General features: G+C 68.4%; 13 protein-coding genes. 10 read left to right on the forward strand and 3 right to left on the reverse strand.

Annotation, left to right across the window (positions count from 1 at the left end; genetic code table 11):
• Window positions 1-13: 13 nt before the first annotated feature.
• Genes RALTA_RS25280 through RALTA_RS25315 form a run of 8 tightly spaced genes read left to right on the forward strand, consistent with a single transcriptional unit; the run spans window position 14 to window position 7,296 of the window.
• Window positions 14-817, forward strand: a complete 804-nt coding sequence (locus RALTA_RS25280; protein WP_041232836.1) for a GntR family transcriptional regulator — start codon at window positions 14-16, stop codon at window positions 815-817.
• On the forward strand, window positions 814-2,616 hold the full coding sequence (locus RALTA_RS25285) for a fumarate reductase/succinate dehydrogenase flavoprotein subunit (RefSeq protein WP_012356811.1): 1,803 nt from the start codon (window positions 814-816) through the stop codon (window positions 2,614-2,616). Before RALTA_RS25280 ends, RALTA_RS25285 begins: the two co-directional genes overlap by 4 nt.
• A 13-nt stretch (window positions 2,617-2,629) precedes the next feature.
• Window positions 2,630-2,875, forward strand: a complete 246-nt coding sequence (locus tag RALTA_RS25290) for a 4Fe-4S dicluster domain-containing protein (protein WP_012356812.1) — start codon at window positions 2,630-2,632, stop codon at window positions 2,873-2,875.
• Between the two features lie 40 nt (window positions 2,876-2,915).
• Window positions 2,916-4,337, forward strand: a complete 1,422-nt coding sequence (locus tag RALTA_RS25295) for an ABC transporter substrate-binding protein (protein ID WP_012356813.1) — start codon at window positions 2,916-2,918, stop codon at window positions 4,335-4,337.
• A 16-nt stretch (window positions 4,338-4,353) separates the two neighbouring features.
• Entirely contained in the window at window positions 4,354-5,199 is an 846-nt protein-coding gene (locus tag RALTA_RS25300; protein ID WP_012356814.1) for an ABC transporter permease, read from the forward strand.
• Window positions 5,196-6,002 carry an ABC transporter ATP-binding protein gene (locus RALTA_RS25305; RefSeq protein ID WP_012356815.1) on the forward strand — a complete coding sequence of 269 codons (807 nt, stop codon included), beginning with the start codon at window positions 5,196-5,198 and terminating at the stop codon, window positions 6,000-6,002. Before RALTA_RS25300 ends, RALTA_RS25305 begins: the two co-directional genes overlap by 4 nt.
• Before the next feature lie 26 nt (window positions 6,003-6,028).
• On the forward strand, window positions 6,029-7,027 hold the full coding sequence (locus RALTA_RS25310; protein WP_012356816.1) for a HEAT repeat domain-containing protein: 999 nt from the start codon (window positions 6,029-6,031) through the stop codon (window positions 7,025-7,027).
• A 2-nt stretch (window positions 7,028-7,029) separates the two neighbouring features.
• Window positions 7,030-7,296 (forward strand): DUF971 domain-containing protein, encoded by a 267-nt coding sequence (locus tag RALTA_RS25315; protein ID WP_050976530.1) that lies wholly within the window; start codon window positions 7,030-7,032, stop codon window positions 7,294-7,296.
• A 69-nt stretch (window positions 7,297-7,365) separates the two neighbouring features.
• On the opposite strand, the gene RALTA_RS25320 is transcribed toward RALTA_RS25315, so the two are convergent.
• Both RALTA_RS25320 and RALTA_RS25325 read right to left on the reverse strand, forming a co-directional pair.
• Entirely contained in the window at window positions 7,366-7,626 is a 261-nt protein-coding gene (locus tag RALTA_RS25320; RefSeq protein WP_012356818.1) for a MoaD/ThiS family protein, read from the reverse strand.
• 29 nt (window positions 7,627-7,655) lie between these two features.
• Window positions 7,656-8,813 carry a beta propeller repeat protein gene (locus tag RALTA_RS25325; RefSeq protein ID WP_012356819.1) on the reverse strand — a complete coding sequence of 386 codons (1,158 nt, stop codon included), beginning with the start codon at window positions 8,811-8,813 and terminating at the stop codon, window positions 7,656-7,658.
• A 580-nt stretch (window positions 8,814-9,393) separates the two neighbouring features.
• On the opposite strand from RALTA_RS25325, the gene RALTA_RS25335 reads away from it, so the two are divergent.
• Window positions 9,394-10,008 (forward strand): hypothetical protein, encoded by a 615-nt coding sequence (locus RALTA_RS25335; RefSeq protein WP_012356821.1) that lies wholly within the window; start codon window positions 9,394-9,396, stop codon window positions 10,006-10,008.
• Window positions 10,009-10,023: 15 nt separating this feature from the next.
• On the opposite strand, the gene RALTA_RS25340 is transcribed toward RALTA_RS25335, so the two are convergent.
• Window positions 10,024-10,233, reverse strand: a complete 210-nt coding sequence (locus RALTA_RS25340) for a hypothetical protein (RefSeq protein WP_012356822.1) — start codon at window positions 10,231-10,233, stop codon at window positions 10,024-10,026.
• A 468-nt stretch (window positions 10,234-10,701) separates the two neighbouring features.
• Between RALTA_RS25340 and RALTA_RS25345 the strand changes: the two genes are divergently transcribed.
• A complete protein-coding gene (locus tag RALTA_RS25345) occupies window positions 10,702-12,105 on the forward strand; it encodes an NCS2 family permease (protein ID WP_012356823.1) in 1,404 nt (467 codons plus the stop codon).
• Window positions 12,106-12,233: the final 128 nt, after the last annotated feature.

Consider the following 12,233-nt stretch of genomic DNA (forward strand, 5'->3'; position numbering starts at 1 on the left):
AGCGCCGGCCTCCATGCCGACCCCGTTGCCGCTCTACACGCAGATCAAGGACGCCTTGCGCGCCCGCATCCTGGACGGCACCTATCCGCCGCACCACCAGATGCCGTCGGAGAGCGAACTTGGCGCAAGCTTCCGCGCCAGCCGCATCACCGTGCGCCAGGCGCTGGGCGACCTGCAGAAGGAGGGCCTGATCTTCAGGATCCCCGGCAAGGGCTCCTTCGTCTCAAGGCCGCGCGCTTTCCAGAACGTGACCTCGCTGCAAGGCTTTGCCGAGGCGATGTCCGGCATGGGGTACGAGATCCTGAACCAGGTGCGCAGCCTCAAGCGCGTGCCTGCCAGCGGCCACGTTGCAGCGCAGCTGCGTCTGCGCGAAGGCGATCCGGTGGTGGAGATCCGGCGCGTGCGCCTGCTCAACCGCGAACCGGTGTCGCTGGAACTCACCTGGGTGCCCGAGTCCGTCGGCCGCCGCCTGCTCAATGCCGACCTCGCCACGCGCGACATCTTCCTGATCCTGGAAAACGACTGTGGTGTAAGGCTCGGCCATGCCGACCTGAGCGTCGACGCCATCCTTGCCGACGACGAACTGACCCAGGCGCTGCGCATCGAGGAAGGCGCGCCGGTGCTGCGCATCGAACGCCTGACCCACGACGCGCAAGGCACGCCGATCGACTACGAGTTCCTCTACTTCCGCGGCGACGCGTTCCAGTACCGGCTGCGCGCAGACCGGCACAAGGCCGCGCCCGCCACCAGCGCCAACCACACGGCAGGCCGCGCCCGGCCCCGCAAACCAGCCAGCAAGGGGAGGACCTCCGCATGAATACCCTGACTCACGAATACGACATCGTTGTCGTCGGCGGCGGCACCGCCGGCCCGATGGCCGCGATCAAGGCCAAGGAACGCAACCCGGCGCTGCGCGTGCTGCTGCTCGACAAGGCGCATGTCAAGCGCAGCGGCGCCATCTCGATGGGCATGGACGGCCTGAACAATGCCGTGATCCCCGGCCACGCCACGCCCGAACAGTACACGCGCGAAATCACCGTGGCCAATGACGGCATCGTCGACCAGTCCACCGTCTATGCCTATGCGCGCCACAGCTTCACCACCATCGAGCAGCTGGACCGCTGGGGCGTCAGGTTCGAGAAGGACGAGACCGGCGACTACGCGGTGAAGAAGGTCCATCACATGGGCTCCTATGTGCTGCCGATGCCCGAAGGACATAACGTCAAGAAGGTGCTGTACCGCCAGCTCAAGCGCGCGCGGGTCGAGATCACCAACCGCATTGTCGCCACGCGCGTACTGACGGACGCCACCGGCGCAGCCAGCGGCGTGATGGGCTTCGACTGCCGCACCGCGGACTTCCACGTGATCCGCGCGCGCGCCGTGATCCTGTGCTGCGGCGCGGCCGGCCGGCTGGGCCTGCCGGCCTCCGGCTACCTGATGGGCACCTACGAGAACCCCACCAATGCCGGCGACGGCTACGCCATGGCTTATCACGCCGGCGCGGCGCTGGCCAACCTGGAGTGCTTCCAGATCAATCCGCTGATCAAGGACTACAACGGGCCCGCCTGCGCCTACGTGACCGGTCCGCTGGGCGGCTATACCGCCAACGGCAAGGGCGAGCGCTTTATCGAATGCGATTACTGGAGCGGCCAGATGATGTGGGAGTTCTACCAGGAACTGCAGGGCGGCAACGGCCCCGTGTTCCTGAAGCTGAACCACCTGGCCGAAGAGACCATCCAGACCATCGAGACCATCCTGCACACCAACGAGCGCCCCAGCCGCGGCCAGTTCCATGTCGGGCGCGGCACCGACTACCGCAGGCAGATGGTAGAGATGCATATCTCGGAGATCGGCTTCTGCAGCGGCCACAGTGCGTCAGGCGTGCATGTGAACGAGCGCGCCGAGACCACGGTGCCGGGCCTCTATGCCGCCGGCGACATGGCCGCGGTGCCGCACAACTACATGCTGGGCGCCTTCACTTATGGCTGGTTTGCCGGACAGAACGCCGCCGACTACGTGGCGGGCCGCGAGCTGCCCGAGGCCGATGCGGCGCAGGTCGCGGCGGAACGCGCGCGCGTGCTGGCACCGCTGGCCCGCGCCAGCGGCCTGCCGCCCGCGCAGGTGGAATACAAGCTGCGGCGCATGGTCAACGACTACCTGCAGCCGCCCAAGGTCACGCGCAAGATGGAAATCGGCCTGCAGCGCTTCGATGCCATCGCCGAAGACATCGGCCAGATCCGCGCCGCCAACCCGCATGAACTGATGCGCGCGGTCGAGGTCATGGCCATTCGCGACTGCGCCGAAATGGCGGCGCGCGCCTCGCTGTTTCGCACCGAGAGCCGATGGGGCCTCTATCACCATCGCGTCGACTATCCGCAGCGCAATGACGCGGACTGGTTCTGCCATACACACCTGAGCAAGGATGCCGCCGGACGCATGGTCAGCCACAAGCGCGCGATCGAACCGTACATCGTGCCAGTGGCGGGCGACGACGCCACCGCCTACCAGCGGCTGCGCGTTGGCCGTGGCCAGGCTGTCCATCCCGGCACCGAAGCCCGCCCCGAAGCCCACACCGAATCCCGCACCGGACTTGCCACCGGCCTCGCTGCCGCCTGAAGGAAACATCGCCATGGCCTACACCCCGCACGAAATCACCCAGCGCACCAGCGCGCCGGTGACCATCGACGAAGACAAGTGCATCGCCGACAAGGGCTGCACGATGTGCGTCGATGTCTGCCCGATGGACCTGCTGGCCATCGACCTGGCCAAGGGCAAGGCCTATATGCAGTTCGACGAATGCTGGTACTGCATGCCCTGCGAAAAGGACTGCCCGACGGGCGCGGTGCGGGTCGAGATTCCGTACCTGCTGCGTTGATTGCCAAGCTTCATGACCACAGCCCAACAGAGATAGCCCCATGAGATCCTTTTCCAGCATCCCTCTGCTGCTGGCGCTGGCCGCCGCCAGCGTGGCCGGCACAGCCAGCGCCGAAACCATCCGCGTCGCCATCGGCACGCAGGACACCACCATCAACTGCGCCACCGGCGGCCTGCTGATCCGCGAACTGAAGCTGCTCGACAAATACCTGCCGCGCACCGGCAAGTACAAGGACGTCAGCTACGACGTGCAATGGAAGAACTTCACCTCCGGCCCGCCGCTGACCAACGAGATGGTGGCCGACAAGCTCGATATCGGCGCGATGGCGGATTTCCCCGGCTCGCTCAACGCCGCGGCGTTCCAGAAGGCCGGCAAGAAGAGCCTGTTTATCGCGCCGCTGTCAGGCAACGCCATCGGCACCGGCAACGGCATCGTGGTGCCCGCCGATTCCCCGGTCCAGTCGCTGGCGGAGCTCAAGGGCAAGACCATCTCGGTGCCGTTCGGCTCGACCGCGCACGGCATGCTGCTGCGCGCGATCAAGCGCCAGGGCTGGGACCCGGACAAGGACGTGACGCTGGTGTCGCAGTCGCCCGAGGTCGGCGGCTCGGCGCTGCAGGCGCACAAGGTGGACGGCCACGCCAACTTCGTGCCGTTCCCCGAGTTGTTCGCGTTCCGCGGCTTCGCGCGCAAGATCTATGACGGCTCGCAGGCCGAGGCGCCCACCTTCCATGGCGCGCTGGTGAACGCGGATTATGCGCAGAAGTATCCCGAGATCGTGGTGGCCTACCTGCGCGCCGCCATCGAGGCCGACCGCCTGATGGCGGCGGAGCCCGAGAAATTCAGCGAACTGATTGCCAGGGTGACCGGCATCGACGCCGAGGTGGACTACCTGTTCCATGGCCCGCTCGGCCTGCAGAACCGCGACTACACCTGGAAGCCGGAGTACCGGCAGGCGCTGCAGACCTCGATCGAAACGCTGAAGCTGCTCAAGCGTACCGATGCCGACCTGAGCGCCGACAGCGTGATCGACGACCGCTACATCCGCGAAGCGTTCCGGCTCGAAGGTCTGGACTATGAGGCGCGCCTGAAGGCCTACGACAAGCAGCCCCTCGCGGCCCGGGACGCGGACACCGGCAAACCCATCGCCGAGCCAAGGCTGGCCGCGCAGCTGTGGCTGCGGGGCGAGCCCAGGGTGCGCGCCTATGCCTCGCCGGCGGCAGCGTTCGCCGCGCTCAGGCAGGCGGCAAAGGCCGGCACGCCGGCGCGCGTGCTGTATGTGCATGACCGCAATACCGGCCTGAAGCTGCTGGCCAGCAAGGCGTGGTATGTGCAGGACGGCAAGGGACAGGTCAGCGCCTTCCTGCTCAAGGGCTCCGCCGACGGCTGGGCCAGGGCCAATGGCGGCAAGGTGCGCGATTTCGCCGCAATCAGCGGCGCGGCCGTAGCCGTGGCCAGCAACTGATACCTGGAGCGCAACGATGAGCGCAATCACGCTTGAAGCCGGGCCGCCCCCGGTGGCGCCCGCCACGGCCGGCGCGGCACGCGCCCGGCTGGCGCGCTGGCTGGTGCGCCTGGCCGCGCTGGCGAGCTGCATCGTGCTGTGGCAGCTGGCTTCGTCGCAGCGGGCCCACCTTGGCCTCGTCACCTTCGCCAACGTGCCCGCGCCCAGTGACGTCGTGCCGGCGGCCTGGCAGCTGCTGCAGTCGCCCAAGCTGGTGCTGCACCTGGGCAACAGCCTCTACCGCGTGTTTGCCGGCTTCGGCGCGGCGGCCGCGGCAGGCATCGTGCTCGGCATGGCCATCGGCCGCTCGCGCTGGCTGGAAGACCTGCTGCTGCCGCCGCTGGAGGTGCTGCGCCCGATCCCCGGCGTGGCGTGGATTCCGCTGGCCATCCTGATGTTCCCGTCTTCGGAACTGAGCATGATCTTCATCACCTTCATCGGGGCACTGTTCCCGATCCTGCTCAATACCATCCACGGCGTGGAACGCACCGATCCGCGGCTGATCGCCACGGCGCGCAGCCTGGGCGCGCGCCGCTGGACCGTCTTCCCTGAAGTGCTGTTGCCCGCTGCCCTGCCCAGCATCGTCACGGGCCTGGCGATCGGCATGGGCACGTCCTGGTTCTGCCTGGTCACTGCCGAGATGATCGCGGGCCAGTACGGCATCGGCTACTACACGTGGGAGGCCTACAACCTGCAGAACTATGCGGATATCGTTGTCGGCATGCTGCTCATCGGCGCCTTCGGCATGGGCAGCAGCGCGCTGATCAAGCGCACCGGGGCGTGGCTGATGCCATGGACCCGCCTGCAGCAGGAGCGCGCATGACCAGCCCACCGATCCGCGCGGGCCACCTGCAGGTGCGCGGCCTGGATGTGGCGCTGGGCCAGGGAGATGCCGGCTTTACCGCCGTACAACAGCTTTCCGTCGACATTCCCGCCGGGCAGTTCGTCTGCATCCTGGGCCCATCGGGCTGCGGCAAGTCCACGCTGCTGGGGGCCATCGCCGGCCACTTGCGGCCGGCGGCGGGCGAGATCCTGCTCGATGGGGCACCCGTGCGCGGCCCCGCGCCGGAGCGCGGGCTGGTATTCCAGCAGCACTCGCTGTTCCCATGGAAGCGCGTGCTCGACAACGTCGGCTTCGGCCTGAAGATGCAGGGCATGCCCGCCGCCGAACGCAGACGCGAGGCGCAGGCCCTGCTGGACCTGGTCGGCCTGGGCAGCTTCGCGCAGCGCTATCCCGCCCAGCTCTCCGGCGGCATGCAGCAGCGCGTGGAGATCGCGCGCGTGCTGATCAACCGGCCGCGCGTGCTGCTGATGGACGAGCCCTTCGGCGCGCTCGACGCGCAGACCCGCGCCCATATGCAGGCACTGCTGCTCGACGTCTGGACGCAGATGCGCACCACCGTGGTCTTTGTCACCCATGACATCGACGAGGCGCTGTTCCTGGCCGACCGCGTGCTGGTGATGTCTCAGCGGCCCGGACGCATTCTCGCGGATATCGCCGTCCCCTTCGAGCGGCCGCGCCGCGCCGAACGGATGACCGATGACGATTTCATCGGGCTCAAGCGCCGCTGCCGTGGCCTGCTGCATGACCACTCCCACGCCGGCGCACTCGCGGCTGGCGCCTGACTTCCATATCGACACGACTGCCCTCCATGCCACACGCTCGCGCTTTGCCTGACCATTCCCTGTCGGAACCGGATCCCGCCATCGGCGCACTGGCGCTGCGTCTCTCCGACCCCGACCCCGCCGTGCGCCGCGTGGCGGTGCTGCAACTGGCCGACCTGGAAGACGAAGACGGCGTGCCGCTGCTGCTGCAGCGGCTGCAATCCGACCCGGCGCAGACCGTGCGCGCCGAGGCCGCGCGCACGCTGGCCAGCTGGGAACAGCATGCGGTGGTGCAGGCCCTGGCCGCCGCCCTGGCCGATCCCGTGCGCGAGGTCGCGCACGCCGCTGCGCAAGCGCTGTCAGAACTGAAAGACCCGGCTTCCGGCGCCGCCCTGCTGCCCTGGGTGACGCACGCCGACCCCTTTGTGCGCGCCTCCGCCTGGCGCGGCCTGCGCGAACTGCGCCATGCGGCCGGTTTCGACGCGGCCATGGCTGCCCTGTCCGACCCCGCCGCGCCGGTGCGGCGCGAAGCCGTGGGCGTGCTGGGCTGGCTCAGGCGCAGCGAAGCGCTGCCTGCGCTGGCCCGGGCCGCCACCGGCGACACGGATACCGAAGTGCGGCGCGCCGCCGCCGGCGCGCTCGGCCTGGCCGCCGATCCGGCAGCGCGCGAGGCCTTGCTCGCGGCCTTGCGCGACGACGCCTGGCAGGTACGCGAAGAAGCCGCGCAGACGCTTGGAAAGCTGAAGTTCGCCGAGGCCGTGCAGCCTCTGATCCGCGCACTGGAAGACCCCTACTGGCAGGTGCGCCTGCAGGCCGCCAGGGCGCTGGGCAAGCTGCGCGACCGCGCCGCGCTGCAGCCGCTGGCGCTGCAGCTCGGCCACGCCATCAGCAACCTGCGCAAGGAGGCCGCGCTGTCGCTGGGGAGCTTGCAGGATCCCGCAGCGCTGGCAGCCCTGAGCGCCGTGGCAAACGATGCCGATCCGGAGGTACGCAAGGCCGTGCGCATTGCGCTGGCGCAGATCGGTACCCCACATGAGGCCGCGTGAGCATGCTGGTCCCGTTGCGGCTTGAGCTGGCGCCTGCCGAAGGGATGTTGCGCATCGACTGGCCGGATGGACGGCGCCAGTCACTGGATCATGCACGGCTGCGCCAGGCATGCCGTTGCGCCGGGTGCCGCAGCGGGCCGGTCGGGGCAGCCGTCGAGCCAGCGGTCCGCATCGTTGCGGTGCAGGACATGGGCTACGGCATCCAGCTCATCTTCAATGACGGACATGACCGCGGCATCTATCCATGGCGCTATCTCGAAGCGCTTTAGCTTGATCCCTGCTTCAGCCCGAAGCTGTCGCCGCCGGAAAATGGCACGCAAGCGCCATGCAAGCGGCCGCTACCCGCCCGCCAGCGCCTGCAGGATATGCACTTCGTCGGTGTCCTGCAGCGGCGCATCCAGCCGCATCAGCTGGGTGCGGTTGACGAAGACACGGATATACGGCCGCAGCTTGCCCTGCTCGTCGACGATGCGAAAACGCATGCCGGGAAACTGGCGGTCGAGGTCGTCGAGCAGCTCGGCAATGCTGGCGCCGCGGGCCTCGACATATTCGCGCTGTCCGGTATAGGAGAAGAGCGGCGTCGCGATACGGACCTGCATGGGGAGTCCTCCGGAGCGGCGGCTGGCGCTCAGGCCGGGCGCGCCACGCTGACCGCGTAGATCTGCGGCAGGTTGCGGGCGATGCATTGCCAGGCCTCGCCTTCGTCCGCGCTGGCCCACAGTTCGCCGCCGGTGGTGCCGAAGTACACGCCCACCGGTGCGTGCCCGTCGGTGGCCATGGCCTGCCGCTTGACCGTGAACCAGCCCTGTTCGGCGGGCAGGCCGCGGTCCTGCCGCTGCCAGCTCTCGCCGCCATCGCGCGTGACATAGGCGGCGGGCCGGCCGCCCGGGCTGACGCGCGGCCACACATCGCTGCCGTCCATCGGGAACACCCACACCGTGCGCGGATCGCGGCGGTGCGCGACGATCGGGAAGCCGATGTCGCCGACTTCCGCCGGCATCGCCTCGCCGATCCGCTTCCATACGCCTTCGCGGCGGTCCATCCGGTAGATGCCGCAATGGTTCTGCTGGTACAGGATGTCCGGGTTGGCGGGATGCTGCAGCATGCAGTGCGGATCCTGGCCGTATTCCGGGTTGGGGTCCGGCAGGAAGTTGGCGATGCTGCCACGGTTCAGCGGCTTCCAGTCGGCGCCGGCGTCGGTGCTCTCGAACACGCCGCCGCTGGACATGCCGATATACAGGTGGCGCGCGTCGCGCGGATCCACCAGCACGGAATGCAGCTTGGGACCATCGGGGGTGCCGTCCTGCTCGCCGCCGGTCCAGGCCCGCCACATCGGGTGGTCGTTGAAGCCGCGCACCGGCTCCCAGGTCGCGCCATGGTCGGCACTGCGGAACAGGCCCTGCGGCGAGGTGCCGGCGTACCAGGTGCCGGACTCGCTGGCATGGCCGGGCGTGAGCCAGAACACGTGGTCGACGACGCGGCCGGTCTCGCCCTCCGCCGCCTTGTCGAAGGCGGGCGGGCGCGCGGCCTCGGTCCAGTTGCGGCCGCCGTCGGTGGAACGGAACACAGTCGGGCCCAGGTGGCCGGTGCGCGCCGCCATCAGCAGGCGCGACGGGTCGCGCGGGTCCTGCACGATATGGTGGATGGTATGGCCGAGGAAGGTCGGGCCGTCGATCTGCCAGCTGCGGCGCGCGGCGTCGCTGGTCAGGAACCAGGCGCCCTTGGTGGTGGCCACCAGCAGCCGGACCGGGCCGGTATCCGTTTCGGGGGTCGGGGAAGTCGTCATCTTGGCTCCTGCAAGAAGGCCGGGTGAACGATGTTTCCGAGTCTAGTACATGTAGACAGTGTTCACAATGAACGATGACCAGAACCCCCGGCCCGCTGTGCGCGAGCGTCGGCGGGCGCAAGAAGTAGAAAGGAGTTCACCGAGGAAGCCGGCTACTTGACTGGACATTACTGATGAAGTGTGGCATAAGCAATGTTCCTTCGAGCCACCTTTCGTTCCGCCCCCAATGCCTTGCTTCGCCCATTCCGCCACCCTGAACCGCCCGGCCCGGCCGGCGGCAGGCGTGCGCGCGTGCGCCGCGCAGCAAGGCCTTGCCCTTGACCTGGCCAGGCGCCTCCCCGCCTGCAGCCAGGTCCGCCGCGCCGTGCTTTTCCTGGCCGTGCGGGCAGTTCGGGGCGCCACCCTCCAGCCCTGAGCTTTCCCGCACGGCCCATGTCGCGGATGCCATCCGGCACCCGCTTGATCATGCAGCCAGGAGAAAGCCAGACATGTCACCCCTCTACCGCCATACCTTCTGCGCCATGGTGGCGCTCGCCGCCCTCTACTTGCTCCTCAATGCCTGAGCGAGCGCGAGATTGCCATGGCGAATTTCCATGCCTTGCGCCTGCCGGCGCCGCGCGCGCTCGAACTGCGCATCGACGTTGAACTGGCGCCAGCCGAGATCGAGCGCGAACTCGACGCGCTGCACGGCCGCATCGGCCGGCCGGGCGACCGCCTCCATGCGATGCCCGCCCTGCCGGCGGGCGCGCCCGGCCTGCGCCTGCGCTACCGCCAGGCCGATGGCGAGTATTACGTCTATGTGGAAGATGTGATGCAGCGACGGCTGGCCGGCTATACCGTCTTCAACCGGTTGATCGAGGTCGGCCGCCGGGCCGATCCATGGGTGCGGGCGCCGCATAGCAAGTTTGCGCCCGCTTACCAGCGCCGGGGCCTGGCGCGGTCGTTATATCGCTGGGCGCTGGACGGCGGACTATGCCTGCTGAGCGGCGCACGGCAATCGGCCGGCGCCCACGCCCTATGGCAGGCACTGGCACCGGACTACGCCATGGGCTATGTGGATTTGCGCGGCAAGACGCTGACGTGGCTCGGCGATGCCGTCGATGCCGCCACGCGCGACGGGCTGCATACGCGCATGCTGCTGCTCGGGCGCGGCTGGACGCTGGAGGCCTTCATGGCCCGCACCGGCATGTACTGAACCGGCGCGCAGTCTTTACAGCCAGCGGATCGGCGCGGCCTCGCGGGCATTCGCCGCGTACAGGGTCCAGCCCTGCGCAAAGTAGGCGCGCAAGCGTGCGGCCAGCGACTGGCCGCCGCCCATGCGGGCGTAGCAGGCGACATCGCGCGCCGGGTCGGCGGCGGCGGACTTGGCAGTCCTGGTCTGTGCGGGCTGGCGATAGAGGGTATCGGCGAGTGCTTGCATGGCGATTCTTCCTTTTCCGGTTGGAAATTGATTTAGTGCCTCGCGAAGCACACCAAGCCGGGATTCGGCCCGGTTCGCGAGACAGGTCAGGGTTATCCCTAGTATAGAGAAGTCGACCGTCGGACATCCGGGTCATTCCCTATAGGCCGTATATGCATCGCCTGATAATGGCAGCCGCCGAAAACGCCACCTGGAGCGGCGTCGCTGCCTAGAGATATTCAAGCATCACATTCGATATTCTCGGTCGCACATGCCGCGCATTGAGCGCCGGTGATGATGACCGGCCCCGCCTCACCTAGCCTTCAGCCTTGCCCGGATCACGCCCACAGAAGGCACCGACAAGCGGCACACCGATAACAGCGGGGTTGGCCAGGATTCCGCCTCCAGCCCAGACCAGAAACACGTGAGACCCGCCTGACGACGCTCCGTACGACGGACGTTGCAGCGCCCGCAAGGAGACAGCTCATCATGATCGAACAACCTTATCCGTCGTCCGCGGCGGAGGCCGATCCCGCACGCCCCCACGTCCCCCATGTTCCGGAAGTCAAAGGCCGGCTCGATGCCTTCTTCGAAATCACCGCGCGCGGCAGCACGCAGCGTCAGGAAGTGGTGGCCGGCGTCACCACCTTCATGGCGATGGTCTACGCCGTCTTCGTCGTCCCCGGCATGCTGGGCAAGGCCGGCTTCGACACCAGCGCGGTCTTCGTCGCGGTGTGCCTGACCACGGCGTTCGGGTCGCTGCTGATGGGCCTGTGGGCCAAGCTGCCGATCGCCATCGGCTGCGCCATCTCGCTGACCGCGTTCATGGCCTTCGGCCTGGTGCTGGGTCAGGGCCTGTCGCCGGCGGTCGCGCTCGGCGCGGTGTTCCTGATGGGCCTGATCTTCACCGCCATCTCGGTCACCGGCGTGCGCTCCTGGATCCTGCGCAACCTGCCGGCCGGCGTGGCGCACGGCACCGGCATCGGCATCGGCCTGTTCCTGCTGCTGATCGCCTCGAATGAAGTCGGGCTGGTGGTCAAGAACACGCACGCCGGCCTGCCGGTGGCGCTGGGCAAGATCACCTCGTTCCCGGTGGTGATGTCGGTGCTGGGGCTGGCCGCGATCTTCGGGCTCGAACGCCGCAAGGTGCCGGGCGGGATCCTGCTGGTGATCATCGCCATCTCGGCGCTGGGCCTGGCCTTCGATCCGGCGGTGAAGTTCACCGGCGTGTTCGCGCTGCCGTCGCTGAGCGCACCGGGCCATGAATCGCTGATCGGCGCCATGGACTTGCGCGGCGCGATGACGGCCGCCGTGCTGCCGAGCGTGCTGGCCCTGGTGATGACCGCGGTGTTCGACGCCACCGGCACCATCCGCGCCGTCGCCGGGCAAGCCGGGCAGCTCAATGCCGCCGGCCATATCCACAACGGCGGGCGCGCGCTGACCGCCGACTCGGTCAGCTCGATCTTCTCGGGCATGTTCGGCGGCGCCCCGGCCGCGGCCTATATCGAATCGACCGTCGGCGTGGCCGCCGGCGCCAAGACCGGGCTGACCGCGGTGGTGGTGGGCCTGCTGTTCGTGGCGGTGATGTTCTTCTCGCCGCTGGCCGCGCTGGTGCCGTCGTACGCCACGGCGCCCGCGCTGATGTACGTGGGCCTGCTGATGCTGTCGAGCGTCAGCCGCCTGCACATGGACGACCTCGTCGATGCGCTGGCCGGCCTGGTCTGCGCGGTGTTCATCGTGCTGACCTGCAATATCGTCACCGGCATCATGCTGGGCTTCTGCACCCTGGTGGTGGGCCGCATCGTGGCCGGCGAATGGCGCAAGCTCAATGTCGGCACCGTGGCCATCGCGGTGGTGCTGGCGGCGTTCTACGCCGGCGGCTGGGCGATCTGACCCTGCCATGCATGATCGCGTCCCGGGCGCTGCCGGGACGCTGACAACCAGATGTCTCCTCCACCGCGATCCTGGTGGATTTCAAGCCCGGGCTTCCTGCTTTCCCGGGCTGTTTTTTTTGGCGCTGG

Origin of the sequence: Cupriavidus taiwanensis LMG 19424 (assembly GCF_000069785.1) — a bacterium.
In the GTDB taxonomy this organism is placed as follows: domain Bacteria; phylum Pseudomonadota; class Gammaproteobacteria; order Burkholderiales; family Burkholderiaceae; genus Cupriavidus; species Cupriavidus taiwanensis.

Coding starts and splice junctions, on each gene's coding strand:
- RALTA_RS25335 (WP_012356821.1), top strand. CDS start 9,394: ATGGCGAATTTCCATGCCTTGCGCCTGCCGGCGCCGCGCGCGCTCGAA.
- RALTA_RS25305 (WP_012356815.1), top strand. CDS start 5,196: ATGACCAGCCCACCGATCCGCGCGGGCCACCTGCAGGTGCGCGGCCTG.
- RALTA_RS25325 (WP_012356819.1), bottom strand. CDS start 8,813: ATGACGACTTCCCCGACCCCCGAAACGGATACCGGCCCGGTCCGGCTG.
- RALTA_RS25310 (WP_012356816.1), top strand. CDS start 6,029: ATGCCACACGCTCGCGCTTTGCCTGACCATTCCCTGTCGGAACCGGAT.
- RALTA_RS25300 (WP_012356814.1), top strand. CDS start 4,354: ATGAGCGCAATCACGCTTGAAGCCGGGCCGCCCCCGGTGGCGCCCGCC.
- RALTA_RS25345 (WP_012356823.1), top strand. CDS start 10,702: ATGATCGAACAACCTTATCCGTCGTCCGCGGCGGAGGCCGATCCCGCA.
- RALTA_RS25340 (WP_012356822.1), bottom strand. CDS start 10,233: ATGCAAGCACTCGCCGATACCCTCTATCGCCAGCCCGCACAGACCAGG.
- RALTA_RS25290 (WP_012356812.1), top strand. CDS start 2,630: ATGGCCTACACCCCGCACGAAATCACCCAGCGCACCAGCGCGCCGGTG.
- RALTA_RS25285 (WP_012356811.1), top strand. CDS start 814: ATGAATACCCTGACTCACGAATACGACATCGTTGTCGTCGGCGGCGGC.
- RALTA_RS25295 (WP_012356813.1), top strand. CDS start 2,916: ATGAGATCCTTTTCCAGCATCCCTCTGCTGCTGGCGCTGGCCGCCGCC.
- RALTA_RS25315 (WP_050976530.1), top strand. CDS start 7,030: ATGCTGGTCCCGTTGCGGCTTGAGCTGGCGCCTGCCGAAGGGATGTTG.
- RALTA_RS25320 (WP_012356818.1), bottom strand. CDS start 7,626: ATGCAGGTCCGTATCGCGACGCCGCTCTTCTCCTATACCGGACAGCGC.
- RALTA_RS25280 (WP_041232836.1), top strand. CDS start 14: ATGCCGACCCCGTTGCCGCTCTACACGCAGATCAAGGACGCCTTGCGC.